23 protein-coding genes are annotated in these 21972 nt (G+C 57.2%); 6 read left to right on the forward strand and 17 right to left on the reverse strand.

Features of this window, described 5'->3' with window-relative positions; translation table 11 throughout:
• Positions 1–229: 229 nt before the first annotated feature.
• From ACR0MJ_RS07650 to rplK, 4 genes are all read right to left on the reverse strand, one after another.
• Positions 230–1150 (reverse strand): hypothetical protein, encoded by a 921-nt coding sequence (locus ACR0MJ_RS07650; RefSeq protein WP_170663188.1) that lies wholly within the window; start codon positions 1148–1150, stop codon positions 230–232.
• Complete coding sequence (locus tag ACR0MJ_RS07655; RefSeq protein WP_170636345.1) at positions 1147–1815, reverse strand: class I SAM-dependent methyltransferase; 669 nt, start codon at positions 1813–1815, stop codon at positions 1147–1149. The genes ACR0MJ_RS07650 and ACR0MJ_RS07655 overlap by 4 nt, the downstream gene beginning before the upstream one ends.
• Positions 1816–2118: 303 nt before the next feature.
• Positions 2119–2817: a 50S ribosomal protein L1 gene (rplA, locus tag ACR0MJ_RS07660; RefSeq protein WP_010440987.1), complete on the reverse strand. Its 699-nt coding sequence runs from the start codon at positions 2815–2817 to the stop codon at positions 2119–2121.
• 1 nt (position 2818) lies between these two features.
• A complete protein-coding gene (gene rplK / locus ACR0MJ_RS07665) occupies positions 2819–3268 on the reverse strand; it encodes a 50S ribosomal protein L11 (RefSeq protein ID WP_010440985.1) in 450 nt (149 codons plus the stop codon).
• A gap of 381 nt (positions 3269–3649) precedes the next feature.
• Between rplK and ACR0MJ_RS07670 the strand changes: the two genes are divergently transcribed.
• Both ACR0MJ_RS07670 and ACR0MJ_RS07675 read left to right on the forward strand, forming a co-directional pair.
• Complete coding sequence (locus tag ACR0MJ_RS07670; protein WP_480760350.1) at positions 3650–4891, forward strand: peptidoglycan-binding domain-containing protein; 1242 nt, start codon at positions 3650–3652, stop codon at positions 4889–4891.
• A gap of 95 nt (positions 4892–4986) precedes the next feature.
• Positions 4987–6174: an adenylate/guanylate cyclase domain-containing protein gene (locus ACR0MJ_RS07675; RefSeq protein ID WP_480760353.1), complete on the forward strand. Its 1188-nt coding sequence runs from the start codon at positions 4987–4989 to the stop codon at positions 6172–6174.
• Between the two features lie 47 nt (positions 6175–6221).
• Here the strand turns inward: ACR0MJ_RS07675 and nusG are convergent, their stop codons facing one another.
• From nusG to ACR0MJ_RS07710, 7 genes are all read right to left on the reverse strand, one after another.
• A complete protein-coding gene (nusG, locus tag ACR0MJ_RS07680; protein WP_152459924.1) occupies positions 6222–6755 on the reverse strand; it encodes a transcription termination/antitermination protein NusG in 534 nt (177 codons plus the stop codon).
• A 192-nt stretch (positions 6756–6947) separates the two neighbouring features.
• Positions 6948–7145 carry a preprotein translocase subunit SecE gene (gene secE / locus ACR0MJ_RS07685; protein ID WP_170398600.1) on the reverse strand — a complete coding sequence of 66 codons (198 nt, stop codon included), beginning with the start codon at positions 7143–7145 and terminating at the stop codon, positions 6948–6950.
• Between the two features lie 80 nt (positions 7146–7225).
• Positions 7226–7384 carry a cbb3-type cytochrome oxidase assembly protein CcoS gene (gene ccoS / locus ACR0MJ_RS07690; RefSeq protein ID WP_074737762.1) on the reverse strand — a complete coding sequence of 53 codons (159 nt, stop codon included), beginning with the start codon at positions 7382–7384 and terminating at the stop codon, positions 7226–7228.
• A 5-nt stretch (positions 7385–7389) separates the two neighbouring features.
• Entirely contained in the window at positions 7390–9567 is a 2178-nt protein-coding gene (locus ACR0MJ_RS07695) for a heavy metal translocating P-type ATPase (RefSeq protein ID WP_170406511.1), read from the reverse strand.
• 2 nt (positions 9568–9569) lie between these two features.
• The gene (locus ACR0MJ_RS07700; RefSeq protein ID WP_170398607.1) at positions 9570–10028 is read right to left on the reverse strand and encodes a FixH family protein; all 459 of its coding nucleotides are present in this window, start codon (positions 10026–10028) and stop codon (positions 9570–9572) included.
• Between the two features lie 2 nt (positions 10029–10030).
• Positions 10031–11458, reverse strand: coding sequence for a cytochrome c oxidase accessory protein CcoG (gene ccoG / locus ACR0MJ_RS07705; protein WP_170736306.1), 1428 nt, complete (start codon positions 11456–11458; stop codon positions 10031–10033).
• Between the two features lie 111 nt (positions 11459–11569).
• Positions 11570–12448: a LysR family transcriptional regulator gene (locus ACR0MJ_RS07710; protein WP_480760359.1), complete on the reverse strand. Its 879-nt coding sequence runs from the start codon at positions 12446–12448 to the stop codon at positions 11570–11572.
• A gap of 101 nt (positions 12449–12549) precedes the next feature.
• Here ACR0MJ_RS07710 and ACR0MJ_RS07715 point away from each other — a divergent pair, with 101 nt between their 5' ends.
• Entirely contained in the window at positions 12550–12708 is a 159-nt protein-coding gene (locus ACR0MJ_RS07715; RefSeq protein ID WP_170398617.1) for a hypothetical protein, read from the forward strand.
• 151 nt (positions 12709–12859) lie between these two features.
• Here ACR0MJ_RS07715 and ccoP read toward each other — a convergent pair whose 3' ends face one another.
• The 4 genes from ccoP to ccoN are packed head-to-tail and all read right to left on the reverse strand — an operon-like array spanning position 12860 to position 16294.
• Entirely contained in the window at positions 12860–13723 is an 864-nt protein-coding gene (ccoP, locus tag ACR0MJ_RS07720) for a cytochrome-c oxidase, cbb3-type subunit III (RefSeq protein WP_480760361.1), read from the reverse strand.
• Positions 13720–13932 carry a cbb3-type cytochrome c oxidase subunit 3 gene (locus ACR0MJ_RS07725; protein ID WP_170398624.1) on the reverse strand — a complete coding sequence of 71 codons (213 nt, stop codon included), beginning with the start codon at positions 13930–13932 and terminating at the stop codon, positions 13720–13722. The genes ccoP and ACR0MJ_RS07725 overlap by 4 nt, the downstream gene beginning before the upstream one ends.
• An 11-nt stretch (positions 13933–13943) precedes the next feature.
• A complete protein-coding gene (gene ccoO, locus ACR0MJ_RS07730) occupies positions 13944–14672 on the reverse strand; it encodes a cytochrome-c oxidase, cbb3-type subunit II (protein ID WP_170398627.1) in 729 nt (242 codons plus the stop codon).
• A gap of 14 nt (positions 14673–14686) precedes the next feature.
• Positions 14687–16294 carry a cytochrome-c oxidase, cbb3-type subunit I gene (ccoN, locus tag ACR0MJ_RS07735; protein ID WP_170398630.1) on the reverse strand — a complete coding sequence of 536 codons (1608 nt, stop codon included), beginning with the start codon at positions 16292–16294 and terminating at the stop codon, positions 14687–14689.
• A 192-nt stretch (positions 16295–16486) separates the two neighbouring features.
• Here ccoN and ACR0MJ_RS07740 point away from each other — a divergent pair, with 192 nt between their 5' ends.
• On the forward strand, positions 16487–17326 hold the full coding sequence (locus ACR0MJ_RS07740; RefSeq protein WP_170398633.1) for a universal stress protein: 840 nt from the start codon (positions 16487–16489) through the stop codon (positions 17324–17326).
• A gap of 42 nt (positions 17327–17368) precedes the next feature.
• Here ACR0MJ_RS07740 and ACR0MJ_RS07745 read toward each other — a convergent pair whose 3' ends face one another.
• Both ACR0MJ_RS07745 and fnrL read right to left on the reverse strand, forming a co-directional pair.
• Entirely contained in the window at positions 17369–17554 is a 186-nt protein-coding gene (locus ACR0MJ_RS07745; protein ID WP_480760364.1) for a GlsB/YeaQ/YmgE family stress response membrane protein, read from the reverse strand.
• A gap of 108 nt (positions 17555–17662) precedes the next feature.
• Entirely contained in the window at positions 17663–18406 is a 744-nt protein-coding gene (gene fnrL, locus ACR0MJ_RS07750; RefSeq protein WP_170406526.1) for a transcriptional regulator FnrL, read from the reverse strand.
• Positions 18407–18467: 61 nt separating this feature from the next.
• Between fnrL and hemN the strand changes: the two genes are divergently transcribed.
• Complete coding sequence (gene hemN / locus ACR0MJ_RS07755) at positions 18468–19823, forward strand: oxygen-independent coproporphyrinogen III oxidase (RefSeq protein WP_170406528.1); 1356 nt, start codon at positions 18468–18470, stop codon at positions 19821–19823.
• A 213-nt stretch (positions 19824–20036) separates the two neighbouring features.
• A complete protein-coding gene (locus ACR0MJ_RS07760) occupies positions 20037–21962 on the forward strand; it encodes an elongation factor G (RefSeq protein ID WP_170406530.1) in 1926 nt (641 codons plus the stop codon).
• The last annotated feature ends 10 nt before the right edge of the window (positions 21963–21972 follow it).

A 21972-nucleotide genomic window follows, 5' to 3' on the forward strand; every position in this document is an offset into this window, starting at 1 on the left:
ACTTGCACCGCCCGCGCAGGGGCTGCGACATAGTTGAAACTGTTCTGAGGCATCTCGGTTTCCAGAAAACGAGCCGACACTAAGGCTTGCGGATTTCGCTGCGCGCACCATAGCTTCGCCCCAGCCACGACATAGCGCCTATCCGCATATTGATCTGGACAAGTATTTCTCCAGTTTATCCCGTGAGGCAAATGCGACTGTTGCTTGAGGACACGATGATGCGGTGCTTTCAACCGATACTAAAGTCGTGCTGAAGCAAAGGTGCAAACTTGCGGCGCGCCCTTCGCCAAGCGAAATGAAATAGCGGGTCCGGTATCCGCCAATTTTCACCGTAACTCTGCGCCAGCAATGCGGGCGCGTCCTGCGGTAGCATGATTTCCCCACCGTTAAGAGATTTAAGCGGGAAAATCGCGCTTTCCGGCAGATCATAAAGTGAGTACGGATACACGCTAAAGCGCCCGTTTTCCGTCCAAGCCGGAAACAGATCGATATCAATACCCAAGTTATTTTTAACTTTGAATATAGGTATGCTGTTTTTTAGCGAATTGGCATCCAAGCAATCGCTTTCCAGCAATTCTCGCTGATATTCGGCCCATTTTCCTGCAACACCTTCAAGCGTTGACTCACCCAGATACACTGCAAAATCGACATCGTCGTCGTGACCAATCAATCCACCCTCGCGAACATGACCCAACAAAGCGCCAGCGTACAGAATGATTGGCTTCCCCAAACGAATTACGGGTTCAAGCTCGGCGTCAAGTTTTGAAAAGATATCATCGCCAGCCTTTTCCCCGAATGTTCTGTTATAGCCATGCGGTGTAATGAAATCGGGGTGTAGCGTCTGCTTCACGCGCTCAAAAAATGAGGCAAAGCGCGCCTCTTTGCCCTGATCCGCATAGCGGGTCTCCATGTGCTTTAGCCTACCGTGCGTCCGGGCAGGCTTTGTTCTCCCATGGCAGCAAAGAAGGATATAGGTCTCTTCCCAGTCATCAAATAGCGCCTGGTTTTCCAAGCGCTTTATTGGTTCCTTTAGCGAATTGACAGCCAAGCGCGTTTTACGAGGCCGTGGTAGTGCAGTTTGCGCCGCAGCATGGGTGAAAACATGCTCTCGAAGTGAGGCAAGCTCCTTGATTAACTCTTCTTCTGTCACTGTGTTTTTTCATAGATCGCGCGGGCGACGATCGCATCTTCTGTTTTATATTTTGCGAAACCACTGCCTTCGACGCCATAACACTTTCGGAATTCTGAGGCTTCCATTTTTGAATCCAGATCCGTCGCACTTACGTATCGCCGGAAATGCGGCGCCGCAATTTTCGTTGTGGCTCGGTCCGCCAACGTTCGATATTCGAACGCTACGACATCGCCAGGCCTGCACTCGCTCCGCAGCGCCCGGATCAGAGCATCTTCTTCATCATCTGTGATCGCATGCAAAAAGAACCGAGCATAAACGCAAACGATTTCAGATCGTCGCTCGGACAACACACGCTCAATCAATCCATCTTCGAGATTGGTCTGAACAAATTCAAGATCGTCGCCGCCCTGCTTTTGTGCATGCTTTTGCGCTGACGCAATCGCTGCCTCAGACGCATCCATGCCGGTCACTTTGAACCCGTGTCGTGAAAAGAAAAAACTGTCACGGGCATTCCCACACCCTACGTCAATGACATGTGACTGCCGATCAATCTCATTTGCCACAAACGCTGCGAATTGCGACGGCAAGGTAAGCTCCCATGACCCTGCCGATTTCGCATAAAACTGGTCCCAAAAGGCGCGTCGATCTTCTGGAAGTGATTTCTGACGAATATTTTGGTTCATTGAGGGTATTCTCGAACAGCTACTACACGGCAATGGGGGAACTGTGTCAGACCGCACCCCCTAGTTCAATCGCTTCTTTAGCCACCGCTGCTGAAGCAGTGAATCTATGTTTGTGTGTATCGCTGCTTTTTAGTCAGCTTAGCTGTAACCGGGTTTGAAATTGGCAAAACTTCAAGATTTCAATTGAGGTGCAAGCAACCGCGCTATCACACAGCTACAGCCTGTTTCTCATGTGGTGCGCAATAAAAATCCCGGGCAGTTCTCACTACCCGGGATCAAGTTCTCAAAGCTAAACGCTAAGGCTTATTCGCCCGCAGCAGCCGCCACGTCCAAAGTCACACCCGGGCCCATGGTCGAGCTCAGCGCGATTTTCTTCATATAGGTGCCTTTGGCACCCGACGGTTTGGCCTTCGCAACAGCCGAGATGAAGGCACGGACGTTTTCGACCAGCTTGGCTTCGTCGAAGGACGCTTTGCCAACACCGGCGTGCACAACGCCGCCTTTTTCCGCTTTGAACTGAACTTCACCACCTTTTGCTGCTTCCACAGCCGCTTTCACGTCCATGGTCACGGTGCCAACTTTGGGGTTCGGCATCAGGTTGCGGGGGCCGAGCACTTTACCCAGACGACCGACGATCGGCATCATGTCCGGGGTTGCAATGCAGCGATCAAATTCGATGGTGCCGCCCTGAATGGTTTCCATCAGATCTTCTGCGCCAACGATATCTGCGCCCGCTTCTTTCGCTTCGTCTGCCTTGGGGCCACGAGCAAATACAGCAACGCGCATCGCTTTGCCGGTACCGTTCGGCAGGCCAACAACGCCGCGAACCATCTGATCTGCGTGACGAGTGTCAACGCCAAGGTTCAGAGCGATCTCGATGGTCTCGTCGAATTTCGAGGTCGCGTTGCCTTTGACCAGGGAAACAGCTTCTTCGACCGACAGGTTTTCCTTGCCAGCGACAGCTTCGCGCGCAGCGCGGGTACGTTTACCGAGTTTTGCCATCTTACTTCACCTCGATGCCCATTGAGCGGGCCGAGCCCAGGATGATCTGCATTGCGCCTTCGACGTCGTTGGCGTTCAGATCTTTCATTTTGGCTTCGGCGATTTCACGAACCTGCTTCGAGGTCACGGTTGCCACGGTCTCACGACCTGGGTTTTCCGCACCACGAGGACGGTTACGCTTGCCAACCGGCTTCAGACCAGCCGCTTTTTTCAGGTAGTAAGACGCGGGCGGCGTCTTGATGTCCATGGTGAAGGACTTGTCCTGATAGTAGGTGATCACGGTCGGGCACGGAGCGCCGGGCTCCATGTCTGCGGTCTTGGCGTTGAACGCCTTGCAGAATTCCATGATGTTGATGCCGCGCTGACCCAGCGCCGGACCAACTGGCGGCGACGGGTTCGCCTGACCTGCAGGAACCTGCAGCTTCATTGTACCAGCAAGCTTCTTGGCCATTTGGTTTTCCTTTCAACTTAGGTGAAACGCGTTTCACCCAGACTATGTTGCGTGGTCCGATCCGGGATCGCGATCCCAGCAACCTCCCACGAGAGAATCTCGCCCGAAGACGATAGGGGCGGCACTTACAGCGGAACGGCGGGGTTGGCAAGTGGCCTGCCCTGCTCTCACACATCGAATCAAGCCCCCAAGTGGGTCTTATACGCTCACGGCGTACAGATCGTTACTGACAAGGTGCGTCTGACAACTCTTAAGAAATTAATATCAATGCAGAATCTGCGCGGTGGTTGCGGGATGGTCGGGTTTCCGCCACCCCCCTCACCTCAATACTCGCAGCTGTGCTATACTCGACGAAATTAGTATTTTTGGTGGAGGTTAATTATGATCATTCGTTTATTAATAACAGTTGGCATCGCGCTGTCATTTGCGGCGTCTTCTCCTCAGACCGCGCGGGCCGATGCTGGCGAGATACTGGGCGGTGCTGTGGTTGGTGGCGTCATCGGCTACGCTATCGGCCGGGATCAGCAGAGAAAACAGCAAGCCCGGACGAGGTCAACAACAACACGCACCTATCGCCCCGGAATTCCGTCGACCACACAAGGGGCGCAAACCCAGACCGCGCTCAACTATTTCGGCTACAATGCGGGTCGCGTTGATGGTCAAGTCGGTCGTGGCACACGGTCTGCGATCGAACGCTATCAGGTCTCGATGGGCTACCCCGTGAATGGCTATGACTTCCAGCCCTATCAGCGCGACTTCCTGATGCAGGCCTATTACTGGGCGACAAGCGGCGGTCAGACGACAACTCAACTCGCAGGCCAACCGCTTTTGATGGAATACCGCCGGCAGATACAAACCGGCTCTGCCCTGGCTGCCGCCCCTCAGGCACCAGCACAAGCCCCAGCAACCACGATTCCGGTTGTGGTTCCTCAAGCTCAGGAACCAGAGCCCGATGCCAATACAACTGAAACCGCCTCTGCCAGCCTGCCAAGCCTGTTTTCCGGCGGGACCGGCGGCCCATCGCTGGCCAATCGGTGTAGCGGGGTGATGCTGCAGACCTCGACAAACGGGGGCTACACGACGCTGTCAAATATGACGGATGCCGATTTTGCCCTCAGCGAACAGTTCTGCCTTGCTCGCAGCTATGCAATGGCGCGTGGCGAAGATCTGATGGCGGATATCCAGGGGCTGACGCCGGATCAGGTGAGCGCACAATGCGACTCGTACGGCGAAATGTTGGCACCGCAAGTTGATGCGCTTTCGATCAGCTCGAAGGCAGAAGCTGAAACCCAGGTACGCAAGCTTGCGCTGGACTCGGGCCTCAGCCCCGCTGATCTTGCAGCGACAAGCAAGGTCTGCCTGTCGATGGGCTACCGTCAGGACAACATGGACACGGCAGTCGGTTCTGCATTGATGCTAGTCGCGATGGGTGAGCCTGCCTATGGAGAGTTGATCGGCCACCATCTGCGCGAAGGCTTCGGTGTGCAACAGCGTCGCGATCTTGCTATGCAGTGGTATGATGCCAGCCTTTCGGCACTGGATGCCGGTTCGCAAGCCGTCTTCCTGCCGTCCCAGACCGACCGCCCGCAACTGTTGCGTGCGGCTATGGTTCAAGCGCAGTAAGTCGCGCACTCAGTCGTTTCAGCCACTGCGAGGCTGATACAAATAACGCCGCGGTGTCAGTTTGCATCGCGGCGTTCTATATTGAGGGTGCCATTATGCCGACCCCACCGGAACCGATCTCAAAACATGACAAGATCGACGCTTTGATCGAGTGGATGGTTGACGGTGCCCGCCCAGCTGGAAATGCGGTCGATATCATCGAAGGTATCTGCACCCGTCTGCTGGATGCCGGTGTCGCCATCGACCGGTTCGGTTTGTTCATCTGGACGCTGCATCCCAATCTGATGGGTCGACGTTTCCTGTGGAAAGCGGGCGCTGGAGTCGACCGGGTCGACGCGCCGTCTCAATTGTTCACCGAGGCGATCTACACCGATAACCCCCTGCCGCATGTGATCGAGCGTCAGCAATCCATCCGCCGCCACCTGGAAGACCCCAACTGCCCCGAGGATTACATCATTGTCGGCGAATTGCGCGAGCAGGGCTTCACCGATTACCTGGCGCAACCGCTGATCTATCTCAACGGCGATACCCATGTCTGCACCTGGTCAAGTGCCACGCCCGGTGGGTTTTCAGAGAGTGATCTGGCGATCCTGAACCGGGTTCGCGGTCCGCTCGCCCGCCTGACCGAGACCTATATGTTACGGCTCGACGCGACCTACCTGCTGTCGACCTATGTCGGCCGCAACAGTGGTGCACACATTCTGGACGGTAAAGTACATCGCGGTGATGGCAGCAAAATCGAGGCCGTTATCCTGTTTGCGGATCTCAAGGGATTTACCCGCCTTTCGAATTCGGTTTCCGGCGATACGCTGGTCCGGCTGCTGAATGACACGTTTGATTGCCTTGTCCCGTCGGTCATGGACCACGGCGGAGAGCTTCTGAAGTTCATGGGCGACGGCTTTTTTGCCATCTTCCCAACCAGCACGGATCTTCCGCCAAAGGTGCAGATTCAGGCCGCCATCGCAGCGGTGCGCGAGGGTGTGGCGTCGCTGGCCGAGGCCGATTTCCAGCATAAGCTTGGCGTGCGCACTGCAATTCATCACGGTCGTTTCCATTATGGCAATGTAGGTGGCGGGGACCGGCTGGATTTCACGGCCATCGGTCCCGACGTCAATTTGGCGGCAAGACTTGTAGCGGCGGCCACAGACTTGGATTGCGACCATGTCCTTTCGGATACAGCCGCAGCATTTATCCCGACACTCTGCGAACCGGTCGGAACTGTATCACTTAAAGGTTTTGGTGAGGATCAAACTGTCTGGCAGATGAGCACGCCCCAAACGTAAAAAGGGTGCCCGTAAGGCACCCCAAACGATGGTACGATGGAAACCAATCAGCTCTGCTTGGTGACCTGCGTAAAGTCCAGCTCGACCGGTGTTTCGCGGCCAAAGATCGAAACCGAAACTTTCAGTTTCTGGTTCTCGTCGTCCACACCTTCGACCATGCCGTCGAAATCCTCGAACGGGCCGTCGTTGACCTTGACCTTCTCGCCGACCTCGAAGCTGATCATCAGCTTGGGCGCTTCTTCACCTTCCTGAACGCGGTTGAGGATCTGGTTCACCTCGGCGTCGCGCATCGGCATCGGGCGGCCCTGAGGGCCCAGGAAGCCGGTAACGCGATTGATCGAGTTGATCAGGTGATAGCCCTGATCCGACATTTCCATGTGTACCAGCACGTAACCCGGCATAAAGCGGCGTTCGGTGGTGACCTTCTTGCCCCGGCGCACTTCGATCACCTCTTCGGTGGGCACCAGAACCTCGTCGATATCGTCTTCAAGGCCCTGCTCAGCCACCGACGTGCGGATCTGCTCTGCGATCTTCTTTTCGAAATTCGAAAGAACGCTGACCGAATACCACCGTTTCGCCATGAACCTGTCGTCCTTGTTTGCCTTTGGGCTGCGACGCATCGCGCCCTTCGTTGAAATCCTATTGCGTCACCCGGAATAAAAAGCGGCGCGCAGCCCGATTCGCCGCACGCCCATTCCGAATAGTCATGTCACCTACTCTGACATCGCAAGCTGTGCAAGGGGGCAGTCGCGTTTCGGCTTGCCCAAACCGGCTTAGCTAAACGCGCCGAGTACCAATTGCAGACCGCCGCGAATGCCCAGATCAACCAGCGCAAAGAACACAGCCGTCAGCGCCGCCATTATGAACACCATGACCGTGGTCAACAGAACCTCACGACGGGTCGGCCAGACGACCTTTGCGACTTCGGCGCGGACCTGCTGAATGAACTGGATCGGGTTTAAGGTTGCCATGAGGCTACAATCTCTCTTCTAGCGGATGGGCCGGACATAGCCGGGCATTGCGGCAATTTCAAGGGCTGTTGACGCCTCTGTCAGGGCTTGGGCTTGTCATCCCATTCGTCGCTTAGGATACGGCGCGCATCGCCTTCCGGATCCTCATACTGGTTCGAGCGGACCGTGTAGATAAACGCAACCAAGCCAACCCCGCCCAAAAGCAGGGAAATCGGGATCAGATAGGCAAGCACTTCCATCAGAGTTACCTCAGCCGCAAGGCGTTCAGCGAAACAGTAATCGACGAGGTCGACATCGCCAATGCCGCAATAAGGGGTGTCGCCAACCCGGCAACGGCCAGCGGGACCGCGATGATGTTATAGACAGTGGCGATCCGGAAATTCTCGCGAATCCGACGCGTCGCCCTGACGGCTGTATCGCAAGCCTCAGCGATCGGGGACAGATCATTGCCCAGTAGCACGATATCCGACGCCACCCGCGCGGCATCCAAGGCGCTGGCCGGAGAAATCGAGACATGCGCCGCCGCCAATGCCGCCGTATCGTTCAGCCCATCGCCGACCATCAGAACGTGCCGACCTTGATCACTCAGCTCCTGCACCTTGGCGGCTTTGTCTTGAGGCAAGGCCTGGGCGATCCAGTTCTCAATGCCAAGCTTGCCCGCCAAGGCCTGAACCGCGCCTTGCGTATCGCCCGAAATCAGGATGACGTCTTTGCCTGCCGCACGGAAAGCCGCGACCGCCTCGGCAGCGCCTGCGCGCAGACTGTCGGTAAAAGTAAAGCGCGATGGCGTCCGCGATCCGATTGCGAGCCAGGCTGCGGTCTGCTCACCATCTTCGCCGCCGACCCAGGCCGCTCGACCCAGCCGGACCTGCTGATCACGGTAAACGCCCTCAGTGCCATATCCCGGCACCTCAACAACATCGTGCAACTTGGCAGGCTTGATCCCGGCTTCACGCGCAGCCTTTGCAAGGGCAAGAGACAAGGGGTGCGAAGACGCTTCGGCCAATGCCAGAGCCACTTGCAAATCGCTACGCGAATGATCACCAAGGTTGGTCAACTCAGGCGCACCGGATGTGAGGGTTCCGGTCTTGTCGAACACCACCGTATCCACTTCGGCCAACCGTTCTAACGCGGTCGCGTGTTTGATCAGCATGCCACTGCGGAACAATCGGCCTGATGCTGCAGTGGTTACCGCCGGCACTGCCAAGCCCAGCGCGCAGGGACATGTGATGATCAAAACCGCCGCAGCGATATTCAGCGCCGTCCGGATATCGCCCGAATAAATATACCATCCTAAGAAGCTGAGCGCGGAGAGTATATGTACCCCCGGCGCATAAAGCTTGGCCGCCTTGTCTGCCAGCGAGGTATACCGTGACCGGCCCGATTCAGCGATGGCTACCAGATCCGCCATACGGTGCAGCGAGGTATCTTCCCCGACTGCCGTCGCACGGATGGTCAGAGGGCCGGTCAGGTTAACCTCACCTGCACTGACGTTCAGCCCGGCCTCGGCAAAGACCGGGAGGGTTTCCCCGGTCAGCAGCGACCGGTCCAACTCGGACTGGCCCGAGATGATTTCGCCATCCACTGGCATGCGCCCTCCGGGGCGAACCAGAATCAGATCACCCACGTTAAGGCTCGCCACCGCCACTTCCGCTTCGGTCCCATCCACGAGCCGGATGGCGCGCGGGACCTCCAGCGCGGTTAGTTCTTCGGCAGCCGAACGTGCCGCGGCACGGGTGCGATAGTCCAAATACCTGCCCGCTAGCAGGAAGAATGTCAGGGTCAAAGCCGCGTCGAAATAAGCATGTTCACCGCTGAGTGCAGTTTCCCAAAGCGACGTGACCAGAGCCAGCAGTATCGCCAAAACAATCGGCACATCCATATTCAACCGGCGTACGCGCAGCGCGCTCCAGGCGTTGGAAAAGAAAGGCTGGGCCGAGAATGCGATTGCAGGCAGCGCAATCGCCGCCGATATCCAATGGAACATGTCGCGCGTCGCATCGGTGGCGCCGGACCAGACCGACACCGATAACAGCATCACGTTCATCGAAGCAAAACCCGCCACTGCCAACCGCATCAGCAGATCGCGCCCGGCCTTATCGGTTTGCGTAGCCGAAAGCGCACCCGGATCCAGTTCGTGGGCTTCAAAGCCAGCGCGCTCCAGCACCGGGATCAGATCGGCGGCGCGCGTATCCGGTGCCGCCTTGATCATCGCGCGTTTCAGCGTGAGATTGACCCGCGCGTCTTCAACGCCGGGATGGGCATTCAACTCACGCTCGACCGTAGAGATGCAGGCCGAGCAGTGGATGCCCGGCAGCGACAGCGCGATCTGCACATCCTCTGGGATTGGCCGCGCCGCTTCTGCCGGGGCTGCGATGCAGCCAGGACAGGCTGCCCGAGATGGGGTGGCTTGCGCAACCATCTCTAACCTTTCACATACAGGGGCACACGTTGCGCGAACTCGGCACCATCTTTTGCTTTGGCCACAAGGCGAATGTTCCAGTTCCCTTTGCCCAGGGCAGCCGGAGCGGCATAGGCGATGCCATCAAAAGTAAAGTCCGGCGAGAAGTCTTCCTTCACATGGGTGGCGCGCCCCACCACGGCCTGCAGATCTGCCACTTCAACAGGGGAACCGGTCTGATCGGTTATGTATAGCACCAGCAGCCCTCCGGTCAGCTCGGCCTTGATATTCCAACCCAAGGCCTGCTGTTCCTTCAAACGTTCATTGAACTCCTGGCTGGCTACATAAGAGTTCTTCACCTCAAGCCCCGGAAAGGTCTTGATTGCACTATAAGCCAAGACGAGGTTCACCGTGATGATCACGCCAAAGGCCGCGACAAATACCGCCAATGCGTGTTTGCCTGTGAATTGACGTTCTGCCATTCTCAGCTTCCTCGTCCGTTGAAACTGGTATCCTTGTAGGCCCGCTCACCACTTTCCAGATCTTCGACCCAGATGCGAACCGAGGTGCTGTCAGCCGCCGCAGGGGCAGTACCCTGCGGAGCGGTGATATAGACGCGGGTCAATTGTGCCGTATCTGCAGTGACATTAACAGTCTCGCCTTCAACACCTTCGATTTCAATCTGCAGCGATGGATCGCCCGCAATCGTCAGTTTGAATGGCCGATCCTCGCCATGTTTGTTGCGCAGGCGTACATCATAGGTGTTACGGATCGTGCCATCTGAAAGGGTAACGAAAGTCGGATTCCGCACCGGCGCAACCGTCAAATCGATATCCGAACGAATAAACAGCGCAAAGAGCAATGCAAATCCGACCAGTGACCATAGCGCCGTGTACAGGATCGTGCGCGGACGCAGGATGTGTTTCCAAACGTTTTTGGGTGGCTGACCTTCGCGTTCGCGGGCCTCATCACTCAGCGCCATATAATCGATCAGACCACGGGGCTTGCCTATCTTGGCCATCATGTCATCGCAGGCGTCGATGCAAAGCGCACAGGTAATGCATTCCAGTTGCTGACCGTCTCGAATGTCGATCCCTACCGGGCAGACATTGACGCAAGCCATACAATCGATGCAATCGCCCAGCTCGCTGTCAGCCGTACGTTTGCCTTTGCCGCGTGGTTCACCCCGCCATTCGCGATATCCGACGACGAGGGTGTCCTCGTCCATCATCGCGGCCTGTATGCGCGGCCATGGGCAGGCATAGATGCAGATTTGTTCGCGTGCAAAGCCACCGAAGAAAAACGTGGTGCCGGTCAGAATCAGCATCGTCGTGTAGGCCACTGGATGCGCGTTTCCGGTGACCAGATCACGCGCCAGAGTTGGTGCATCCGCAAAATAGAAAACCCAGGCGCCACCAGTTGCGAGCCCGATGAAGAACCAAGCGACCCACTTGGTCAGGCGCAGCCGCGCCTTGCGGAAATCCAGCTTTTTCTGCCTGTGCAGACGCAGGCGCGCATTACGATCGCCCTCGATCCAGCGCTCTACAAGGATATACAGGTCCGTCCAAACCGTCTGCGGGCAGGCATACCCGCACCAGACCCGCCCAAGCGCCGAGGTGAACAGGAACAAACCCAAACCCGCCATGATCAGCAGCCCAGCGACAAAATAGAACTCGTGCGGCCAAATCTCGATCCAGAAGAAATAGAAGCGGCGGTTCGCCAGATCCAGAAGAACGGCCTGATCCGGAAGGCTTGGACCGCGATCCCACCTGATCCAAGGCGTCACATAGTAAATGCCCAGCGTCACCGCCATGATGATCCATTTCAATTTGCGAAACGGGCCGGACACACGTCTCGGGAAAATCGGCTCTCTGGCGGCGTAGAGACTGGGGGTGGGATTGGAATCGCTCACAGGCTGGCTCCGCAACTGGCTATTCTGAGTGTGTGTTCTTCCAGATCACGAGGCAAGGGACTTTGACATGGGTCAAAACGCGCATCGTGCAGACACCTTTAGACGCGTGAATTATTGCTGGCTTCGCGCTTCGCGCCTCAGCCAGTTGATGAAAATTTTCACAGATCGCCTAAGAGATTGTTTTTGCGTAACTATATGATACCCGCGCGTATCCGGCTCGGCGAACAGTTCGACGATGCGGCCCGCTTTGATGTCCGCTTCGACGAATTGTCGCACAGTGACGGTGACCCCTTGCCCAGACCGCAAACCATCCAGCAGCAGGTTACCGGGAAGCTGCGTACGCCCCGCGCCGCGTTCGGGTCCGACACCTCGCTCAGTCAGCCATTTTGTCCCCTCAGTCGTGCCAATTTCCTCAAGCCACGGCAACTGCGCAAGTTCTGCCGGGGACCAATCGGTCTTGTTACCCAATAGTGTGGGTGAGGCGACGATGACCATCGGCGTCTGCAACAACATCTCACACTCCACCCCCGGCCAACCGCCGGCGCCATAACGGATCGCTACATCCACGCCACCCGGTTGCAGCTCGACCACCTCAAAGGTTGGATCTAGGATCAGGTTTACATCGGGATGCGTCGCGCGGAAACTCGGCAGTCGCGGCATCAGCCAAGATGCAGCGAAGGAAGACGTCAGCGACACATGAACCGGGCGGTCCTGAGCCGAGCGAGCCAGATCACCCACAGCAGCCTCGATCGCACCAAATCCAAGCTGCAGGGCACGGGCCAGATGCTCACCTTCCGCGGTAAGTGTCAGCGCTTTGCCCGTTCGGTCCAGCAGAGCCGCGCCCAGATGTTTCTCGAGCGCGCGAAGCTGCTGGCTGATTGCAGCGTGGCTAACATTGAGCGCAGCACCGGCCTCGACAACACTTCGCTTCTCAGCGAAGGCTGCAAAGGCCCTGAGAGAGGCCAACGGCGGCAGTGATAGCCAGTCCATATGTAAACCCTACTTACACATTGAAATGGTAATTGAGTCGCATTCGGCGTGCGAAAGGTCAATCTTAAAGCTCAGAAACAACTCTGCACAGGAGGGAAACCATGCTGACCGTATTCGCCAGATCTTTTTTGAACGCGACACGCATCAATACGCCTCACATCTACGATGCGCCAAAGCCGGGCCGTCGCAAGCGGCGCTGGCTGCCCGAACATCATTGGTGGAGAGAAAACCCGCGCGATGTAAATCTGAACGATCTTTGATACTGGTTTGAATGCCGTATCTGGACCGGCAGAGATTGCAGCCCTATTGTTTGAAAATCGGCACCGGCTGTTCTGGAAACGCGCGAACAGATGGAACAGCCGGTGCCTAGACCTTCGGGCGGGAGACCGCCCGGAGGTGTTCTTTTAACCCTTACTGACCACCACCCAACTGATGAACATACGCCGTCACGGCGCGGATTTGCGCGTCGGTCAGGCGATTCTCCCACGGGGGCATCACGCCAAAGCGGCTGTAGGTGACCGTCTCGGTCAGGGCCTCTTGGCTGCCGCCGTAAAGCCAGATCGCATCGGTCAGATTCGGCGCACCCTGGGAAACGTCGCCTTTGCCGTCATCACCGTGGCAAGCCGCGCAGTTGTCTTCGAACACAACCTTGCCTGCCTGCGCCGCCGCGTCATCGGTCTGGGCGTTGGTCAGGGACATGACGTATTGAACCACTTGAGTGATCTCATCCTTTTCGAGGATCTCACCAAAGGCCGGCATCTCGGAATAGCGCGCGTCGTCGCTTTCCTCGTTCCGGATGCCATAGGCGATGGTGTACTCGATATCCTCAAGCGAGCCGCCCCACAGCCAGGCGTCATCCAGCAGGTTCGGGAAACCCTGCGCACCCTGCGCGCCCGATCCGTGGCACTGCGCGCACCAGGTTCGGAACACAGCGCCACCAGAGTTAACTGCGTATTGTTGCAGCTCCGCGTCGGCCGAGATTTCTTCCAGCGGTGTTTCCACCAACTTGGCATTCCACGGCGCATTCGCTTCTTCGAACGCGACCATTTCCTGCTGCACCAGCTCGCGCGAGGACCAACCCAATACACCGGCGGTTGCCGATTGAACCAAGGGCCATGCGGGGTACATGATCGTGTAGATCACGCCCCAAATGATGGTCGCGTAAAAGGTCCATAGCCACCAGCGTGGCATCGGATTATCGAATTCCTCGATTCCGTCCCAGCTGTGACCCGTGGTGTTAGGATCGCCCGGCTGTTTTTCAGGTGTCTTACTCATTGCCGCGCCTCCTTGGATGTGGCGGGTTTGTCGTCGCCCCGACGGGGCGCTGGGGCATCAGCGTGCCGGAACGGGATGTTGGCGGTGTCCTTGTATTCCTTGCTGGCACCGGGGCGGAAAACCCAGATGATGATGCCAATAAAAAACGAGAACAGGAGCAGCAACATCCAGCTATCCGCGAACTGCCTTAGAATTGTGTATAGTTCCATCACACCCTCCTTTAACGGCTTGCGTCCGGGGTGAAGGTCGAGAAATCGACCAGCGTGCCCAGCATCTGGAGGTAAGCAACCAACGCATCCATTTCAGTCAGCTCGGGCTGACCGTCAAAGTTACGCACATTGACCTTGTCGCCATAGCGTTCCAACAATCCATCATAATCGCTGTCCGGATCGGCCTGCGCCCGAAAATCGGCCTGCGCCTGTTCAAGCATCTCGTCGGTATACGGGGTGCCGACCACGGCATTTGCCGCCATGATGTCACCGATATACTTGCCGTCTAGCTTACGATCCTCAAGGAAGCCGTATTTCGGCATCACCGATTCCGGCACCACCGATTGTGGATCGCGCAGGTGGTCCACCTGCCATTGATCCGAATACCGGCCACCGACGCGGGCAATATCCGGCCCGGTGCGTTTGGATCCCCATTGGAACGGATGATCATACATGGATTCAGCCGCCAGCGAGTAGTGGCCATAGCGTTCAACCTCATCACGCATCGGGCGGATCATCTGGCTGTGGCAAACATAGCAGCCTTCGCGCAGATAAACCTCACGCCCCGCCAGTTCGAGAGGGGTGTAAGGGCGCATGCCCTCCACCTTCTCGATGGTGTTCTCAAGATAGAACAGGGGCGCGATCTGTACGATGCCACCGATAGTTACGACCAGAAAGCTGAAGATCAGCAGGAGGGTCGCGTTGGTCTCGAGGATCTTGTGTTTGTCGAGAATTGCCATTGCTCCGGCCCTCCTTATTCAGCCGGGACCGCGACGGTCAGGCTGGCCTCTTTGGCCGGCGCTTTCCGTACAGTCATCCACAGGTTGTAGCACATGATCAGCGAGCCAGCGACGAACATCACGCCACCCAGCGCACGCACCACATACATCGGGAACTTCGCGGCAACGGTGTCAGCGAACGAATTCACCAAGAAGCCATTGGCGTCCACTTCACGCCACATCAGGCCTTCCATGATACCGGTGACCCACATCGACGCCGCGTAGAGAACGATGCCAATGGTGGCGAGCCAGAAGTGCCAGCTGACCAGCTGCAGCGAGTAAAGACGCTCACGCTTCCACAGAACAGGGACCAGGAAGTAAAGAGCACCAAAGGTGATCATACCGTTCCAGCCCAGCGCGCCCGAATGTACGTGACCGATAGTCCAGTCGGTATAGTGGCTGAGGCTGTTCACAGCGCGGATCGACATCATCGGACCCTCGAACGTGGACATGCCGTAGAAGCCGACCGAAATCACCATCATCCGGATCACTGGGTCAGTGCGTAGTTTGTCCCATGCACCCGACAGGGTCATCAGACCGTTGATCATACCACCCCACGAAGGCATCCATAGGATCACCGAGAACACCATGCCAAGGGTCGAGGCCCAATCAGGCAGCGCAGTATAGTGCAGGTGGTGCGGACCAGCCCAGATATACAGGAAGATCAGCGCCCAGAAGTGGATGATCGACAGCTTGTAGCTGAATACCGGACGCTCAGCCTGTTTCGGGATGAAGTAGTACATCATACCCAGGAAACCGGCAGTCAGGAAGAAGCCCACGGCGTTGTGGCCATACCACCACTGGATCATGGCATCCTGAACACCAGACCAGACGATGACCGATTTCGATCCCCAGATGCTGACCGGGATGGTCATGTTGTTGACCAGGTGCAGCATGGCGACAGTCACGATAAAGGCCAGATAGAACCAGTTTGCCACGTAGATGTGCGGCTCTTTCCGCTTGATGATCGTGCCCAGATAAACAGCCAGATAGGCAACCCAGACAACAGTCAGCCACAGGTCAACGTACCATTCAGGTTCGGCATATTCTTTCGACTGCGTTCCACCAAGTATATAACCGGTTGCCGCAAGCACGATGAACAGCTGATAGCCCCAGAACACGAACCATGCCAGGTTTCCACCCCAAAGTCGCGCAGCGCTGGTACGCTGTACGACATAGAACGAAGTTGCGATCAACGCGTTACCGCCAAAGGCAAAGATAACCGCCGATGTATGCAAAGGCCGCAGACGCCCGAAATTAAGATAGCCCTGCGCCCATTCGAAGTTCAGCGCCGGAAAGGCTAGCTGGAACGCAATAAAAGTCCCCGCCAGGAACCCGACTACCCCCCAGAATGCGGTTGCGATCACGCCGTAGCGGATCACGTCATCCATATACTCACCAGAGCGGTCGACGAGGATATCTGGCTCTTCCGTGTTTCTAAGCGTCCAGATGAACAGACCGCCGGCGATCAACATCACCAGAATCGCGTGCACCTGATACGCCAAATCCCGTGCGTAGTTAGAGCCGATGGCTGCGAACAGCACCACCAGCCCAAGCACGATCAGCTTGATGTAATTTGACATATTGCGTCCCTTTGCCATGCCTCGCGCGATTCTTCGTGTCACGCGAAACCTTTTTGACTGCATGCTGTAATGCAGCGAGGTCGCCTTTGACGCTTTGATCTGCATCAAGACAAGCCCCTGTTTTCTGTGAGAGGTATTTTGCAGAAACAGACACGCGCTGGCAACGGACAGCGCCGGAAACATGAGGTCGACATGGCATTTAAATCTCTTCTTACGGTCATGACGGAAACCAAGCTTTCTCAGAACGCACTGGCACAAATGGTGGCATTGGCAGAAGGGCAGGACGCCCATGTCGAAGCGTTGTGTCTTGGCGTCGATCGCAGTCAGACCGGTTATTATTATGCCGGTGCAAACGCTTTGATTCTGCAGGAGACCCTGAGCCGCGCCAATGCCGAGGCGGACGAGATACTCGCCTACGCTCAGGATTATCTGGGTAAGTCGGGCGTGCGTTGGTCCGCTGAAAACGGGGTAGCTCAGATCGCTGATCTCGGGCGACATGTCGCACGCCGCGCACGCTTTTCGGATCTCGTGGTATTGCCCCGACCTTATGGAAAAGACCGCGACGCAGAAGCGGAACCCATCGTCGAGGCCGCCATGTTCGAAGGCCATTCGCCGGTGCTATTGGTGCCCGATGATAACAAACCGATTTCGGCCCCTAAAACCGTCATGGTGGGCTGGAACGAAAGCGTCGAAGCGATGCGCGCCATCCGTCGCGCGTTGCCATTCTTGAAGCAGGCCGAACTCACACGGATTGTTGTGATTGATCCACCGCGTCATGGGCCGGATCGATCGGACCCGGGCGGTCTGCTATCTCAGATGCTGGCGCGACATGGGGTGAAGTGCGAAATCGACGTGCTCAGCAAGACCATGACGCGCGTCTCAGACATCCTCAATCGCCACGCTGCCGATACCGAGGCCGATATGATCGTTATGGGGGCCTATGGCCATTCGCGCTTTCGCGAGGCCATTTTGGGCGGTGCGACCCGCAATATGCTGGAGCAATCAGAAATCCCCGTGTTTCTGGCTCACTGACGACGCCAACAAACGCAAAAGCCGCCCGTCTCTGGTGCGGCTTTATGTCTTGCGGATCAGGCCGATCAGGAACAGCAGGATCACCGCGCCGATAGTGGCAAAGAAGATCGAAGAGATGAGCCCTCCGCCAACCGCAAAGCCCAGGGCTGGAAAGATCGTGCCTGCCAGAAACGCACCGACAATCCCGACTATAATATTCCCGATCAGGCCGAACCCACGCCCTTCCATGATTTTTCCCGAAAGTCAGCCAGCAATCGCGCCGATGAACAGCATGGCGAGTAAACCGCTAAATTCCATAAGGGACTCCCAATTGTTCGAGGGCGGCGGGCTGAGGCATCAGACCAGAAATCCGCCATCGGTATCGTCGCCCGCCTCTTCCATTAGGCGCCCCATATCGGGGATTGTTACATGGCGTTTACCTTCCAGAGTAATGACCTGATCTTTCTTCAAGGCGGAAATCTGCCGGCTGACAGTTTCCAGGGTCAGCCCAAGATAGTCGGCCATCGCCTCGCGCGTCAGTGGCAGGTCAAAGACAATCGGAGCTACCATTCCGGCTTGATGAATCGATGCGTCCCGGCGCGCGATGATCGAAAGCAGGCTGGCAATCTTTTCCCGCGCCGTCTTGCGCCCAAGCACCAGCATCCACTCACGGGCCGCATCCAATTCGTCCAACGTCATTTCCAGCAGGCGCTGCGAGATGTGCGGCGTCGTGATCATCATGTCCTCGAACGGCTTTTTGCGGAAACAACACATCATCAGATCGGTGGTCGCCACCACGTCGTATGGCGCGTTGTCTCGTCCAGGGCGACCCACGAAATCGCTGGGCAGCAGCAGGCCGACCATTTGCCTGCGCCCATCCTCCATCGTCTGTGTCAAAGACGCGATTCCCGACACGACCGAGCCGACAAAATTCATCGGATCGCCGGACCAGATGATCGTCTGCCCCGCCTCAAAGCTGCGGTAGTACTTGATGTTCTCAAGCTCTTCCAGCTCGTCCTTTTCGCAATGCGCGCACACCGCACGATGCCGGATCGGGCATTCTGCGCAATTGGTGTGGTCGAATTGGGCCTTGAGTGTCATTCGCGCTTCCATTTGATTTCGGTCAAAGTACCCTGGGCCCTCCAGCTATAGTCATATCTTTATGACACTGAAACCTCAACTGGCACGGCTTGGACTTTTTGACGCGAAAGTACCGCGTTACACAAGCTATCCCACCGCACCCCACTTCAGCAATGACGTTGGGGCTGATCTGTTTAGCGACTGGATTTCCGGGATTGCTCCGGGCAGTTCAATCTCGCTTTACATCCACGTACCCTTCTGCCGTCGGCTGTGCTGGTTTTGCGCCTGCCGGACACAAGGCACCCAGACTGATAACCCGGTCATTGCCTATGTCGACGTGCTAAAGGCCGAGCTGGACCTGCTGGCGGCACGCCTGCCAGAGGGTGTTAAATTGTCGCGGCTACACTGGGGCGGCGGTACGCCGACGCTGTTGAATGCAGACCTGATGCGGGATCTGGCCGCGCGAATCCTTGAGATTGTGCCTTTAGGCCCAGACGCCGAGTTTTCCGTCGAGATCGATCCGAATGAGATCGACGAAGCTCGGCTGGATGCACTGGCCGAAGCCGGGATGAACCGCGCATCGATCGGCGTTCAGGATTTTGACGACGAAATCCAGAAAACCATCGGTCGCATTCAAAGCTATGACACCACCCGCGAAGCTGCCGAGATGATCCGAGCGCGTGGTATATCCAGCCTGAATGCGGACATCCTTTATGGCCTGCCCCACCAGACCAAGGCACGCATGACCGAAAGTGTGCAAAAGCTGTTGTCGCTGAACCCTGACCGGGTCGCACTCTATGGCTACGCGCATGTGCCGTGGATGGCCAAGCGCCAGCAGTTGATTCCATCAGATGCCCTGCCCACACCGGAACAGCGACTGGAACTTTTTGAAACCGCCCGGCGACTGTTCCTATGGGACAATTATGCCGAGATCGGGATCGACCACTTTGCAACGCAGGACGATGGACTGACCCACGCGTTGCGCGCGGGTCGCCTAAAACGAAATTTCCAGGGCTATACAGACGATCAAGCTCCTATTCTGATTGGCTTGGGTGCCAGCTCGATCTCACGCTTCCCGCAAGGATATGCGCAGAACGCACCGGCAACCTCGGCTCATACGAAGGCCATACGCGAAGGGCGGTTCTCGACGTCGCGCGGGCATTTGTTCAAAGATCAGGATGTTCTACGGTCTCGTCTGATCGAAGCATTGATGTGCGATTTTCAGATCAACTCGGCCGAGATTCTGCGCGATTATGACATTTCAACTGCGGAACTGCAGCAAATGTACGCAACGGCAAACGCGGCCTTCGACGGGTTGCTACGCGTGGATGAAAACGGATTGTTCATACCGCCCGAAGCACGTGCGCTGACCCGCATGATCGCGCGCAGCTTTGACACGTATGATCTGAGTAAGGCCGGGCATAGTTCCGCGATCTGAACACTCTTCGGCAGGTCGTTTTTCGCGACCTTCCCTTACAAACCGGCACGGGGGCTTGACGCATGCCTTCGGTTTTCTCCACACTCAAGGGGTGGAGAGACCCACCTCTTCACAGCCTGAGGCAGGCAAACGCAGACAGTTCTTGCCGACGCGCATGCGTTCGACAGCCCTTTTCGTGCAGCCATACTGCAACCTGAAAGAGGGACATCACTCATGCGCGTTTTCACCGTCCTCGGCCCCAGCCAATCGGGCAAATCCACCTTGGTCGAAGCGATCAGCCGCCTCGACGGGCGGCCCACCACATTCGATGTTGCCGGAACCGTGCATCTGCACGGTTTTTCTTATTTAAACGAACCGTGGTGCGCTGTGGACGTAGACGGAGGCGGCGATGCGCTGGCCTATGTCGGCCCGGCCATGGCGATCTCGGACGCAGCAGTTGTGGTTGTCCCGCCTGACCCCGATGCCGCCGTTCTGTGTGCCCCGTATCTAAGGTTGGTCGAAGAGGCCGGCATTCCCTGTTTTTTATTCATCAACCGCATGGACAGCCCTAACGGTCGCATCCGCGACATCGTTGCTGCACTGCAGACCTATTGCACCCACCACATCGCTCTGCGGCAGGTGCCGATCCGGGACGGAGACACCATTATCGGCGCAGTCGATCTGATCTCGGAACGCGCCTGGAAGTATCAGGAGGGGCAGCCCTCGGCCCTGATCGAGCTACCGCAATCAGCGGAAGACCGCGAACAGGAAGCACGCACCGAGTTGTTGGAGACCCTATCGGATTTCGATGACAATCTGCTGGAGCAACTGATTGAGGACAAACAGCCCCCAAGCGACGAGGTATACGAGCTGGCCGCACAGGTCTTGCAGAACCATCAGCTTATCCCGGCTTGTCTGGGTGCCGCGAGCCATGGCAACGGTCTGACCCGCTTGATGAAAGCGCTGCGTCATGAAGCACCTGAATTCAACATTGCAGCTGACCGGGATGAGGCCGAAGAAAACGCCCGTGCCATTGCTGGCTTTGCGGATGTGAAGAAGCATATCGGCAAGATCACCGTATTGCGCGGTCTGGGCGACGGCGTGAAAGCTCATGAACCCCTTGGTGGCGAAACTGTTGGAAATCTGACAACCTTGGACGCCAAGACCCAGATCAGCGCGCTTGAAGCCGGACATATTGGCCTTGCTGTCAAATCCGACCACCTTAATCCTGGCTTCATCTATGACAGCGCGGCGGCAACGCCGTTGCCGGAATGGGCCTCATCCCATCCTGCCGCGCATCGTCAGGTCGTATCGCCCGCGCATGAGCGAGACGACGTGCGCCTGTCGAATGCGTTGACCCGGCTGGTTGAGATCGACCCCGGCCTGCACCTGGAGCAAGACGAGTTGAGCGGTCATTCTATTCTGGGCTCACAAGGCCCGCAGCACATGCGCCGCGTGACCGCCAAACTCGCCGAGGATTTTGGCATCGAGATCGAGGCCGAGGCCGCCGGAACCGCCTATCGCGAAACCATTCGCACAAGGGTCGATCATCGCCATCGCCACCGCAAGCAATCCGGCGGTGCGGGGCAGTTTGCCGATGTGGTCATATCCATCGCTCCGCTGCCGCGCGGCTCGGGGTTCCAGTTCGAGGAAGTGGTGAAAGGTGGGGCCGTACCCCGGAATTACATTCCTTCGGTTGAACACGGGGCCAAGGACGCACTGGTCGAAGGCCCCGAAGGTTTCCCTGTGGTGGACGTTAAGGTGACGCTCAGCGACGGCAAGCACCATAACGTGGACAGTTCGGATTATGCCTTCCGCACCGCTGGCAAGAACGCGGTGCGTGAAGCGCTGCCCGAAGCGAAACCAGTCGTGCTGCAACCGATCCTGAACGCCGAGATCCATCTGCCGTCAACCTTCGTAGGCGATCTCGTTCCAACGATCAGCTCGCTGCAGGGACAAGTCCTAGGTTTCGAAGGCAACCCCAACGCCTCAGGCTGGGAAATCTTCAATGCGACACTCCCCGCCGTTGCGGAAGATGAACTGCACCGAACCCTCGCCAGTGCCACCCGTGGCACCGGTTGGGTCAAACTGCAATTCGATCACTATGAAGAACTGCGCGGCCCCGTTCCCGCGTCAGCCAAAAACAAGGAAATAGCCTGACATCGAAGGC

Source organism: Ruegeria sp. C6 (genome assembly GCF_056537625.1).

Excerpts from the sequence above, each read along its gene's own strand:
- nusG (WP_152459924.1), bottom strand. The coding sequence starts at position 6,755 with ATGGCGAAACGGTGGTATTCGGTCAGCGTTCTTTCGAATTTCGAAAAG.
- ACR0MJ_RS07725 (WP_170398624.1), bottom strand. The coding sequence starts at position 13,932 with ATGGAACTATACACAATTCTAAGGCAGTTCGCGGATAGCTGGATGTTG.
- ACR0MJ_RS07760 (WP_170406530.1), top strand. The coding sequence starts at position 20,037 with ATGCGCGTTTTCACCGTCCTCGGCCCCAGCCAATCGGGCAAATCCACC.
- ccoS (WP_074737762.1), bottom strand. The coding sequence starts at position 7,384 with ATGGAAGTGCTTGCCTATCTGATCCCGATTTCCCTGCTTTTGGGCGGG.
- ccoN (WP_170398630.1), bottom strand. The coding sequence starts at position 16,294 with ATGTCAAATTACATCAAGCTGATCGTGCTTGGGCTGGTGGTGCTGTTC.
- secE (WP_170398600.1), bottom strand. The coding sequence starts at position 7,145 with ATGGCAACCTTAAACCCGATCCAGTTCATTCAGCAGGTCCGCGCCGAA.
- ACR0MJ_RS07715 (WP_170398617.1), top strand. The coding sequence starts at position 12,550 with ATGCTGACCGTATTCGCCAGATCTTTTTTGAACGCGACACGCATCAAT.
- ACR0MJ_RS07670 (WP_480760350.1), top strand. The coding sequence starts at position 3,650 with ATGATCATTCGTTTATTAATAACAGTTGGCATCGCGCTGTCATTTGCG.
- ACR0MJ_RS07695 (WP_170406511.1), bottom strand. The coding sequence starts at position 9,567 with ATGGTTGCGCAAGCCACCCCATCTCGGGCAGCCTGTCCTGGCTGCATC.
- fnrL (WP_170406526.1), bottom strand. The coding sequence starts at position 18,406 with ATGACACTCAAGGCCCAATTCGACCACACCAATTGCGCAGAATGCCCG.
- ccoO (WP_170398627.1), bottom strand. The coding sequence starts at position 14,672 with ATGGCAATTCTCGACAAACACAAGATCCTCGAGACCAACGCGACCCTC.
- rplK (WP_010440985.1), bottom strand. The coding sequence starts at position 3,268 with ATGGCCAAGAAGCTTGCTGGTACAATGAAGCTGCAGGTTCCTGCAGGT.
- ACR0MJ_RS07675 (WP_480760353.1), top strand. The coding sequence starts at position 4,987 with ATGCCGACCCCACCGGAACCGATCTCAAAACATGACAAGATCGACGCT.
- ccoP (WP_480760361.1), bottom strand. The coding sequence starts at position 13,723 with ATGAGTAAGACACCTGAAAAACAGCCGGGCGATCCTAACACCACGGGT.
- ACR0MJ_RS07740 (WP_170398633.1), top strand. The coding sequence starts at position 16,487 with ATGGCATTTAAATCTCTTCTTACGGTCATGACGGAAACCAAGCTTTCT.
- ACR0MJ_RS07745 (WP_480760364.1), bottom strand. The coding sequence starts at position 17,554 with ATGGAAGGGCGTGGGTTCGGCCTGATCGGGAATATTATAGTCGGGATT.
- ACR0MJ_RS07700 (WP_170398607.1), bottom strand. The coding sequence starts at position 10,028 with ATGGCAGAACGTCAATTCACAGGCAAACACGCATTGGCGGTATTTGTC.
- ACR0MJ_RS07710 (WP_480760359.1), bottom strand. The coding sequence starts at position 12,448 with ATGGACTGGCTATCACTGCCGCCGTTGGCCTCTCTCAGGGCCTTTGCA.
- rplA (WP_010440987.1), bottom strand. The coding sequence starts at position 2,817 with ATGGCAAAACTCGGTAAACGTACCCGCGCTGCGCGCGAAGCTGTCGCT.
- ACR0MJ_RS07655 (WP_170636345.1), bottom strand. The coding sequence starts at position 1,815 with ATGAACCAAAATATTCGTCAGAAATCACTTCCAGAAGATCGACGCGCC.
- hemN (WP_170406528.1), top strand. The coding sequence starts at position 18,468 with ATGACACTGAAACCTCAACTGGCACGGCTTGGACTTTTTGACGCGAAA.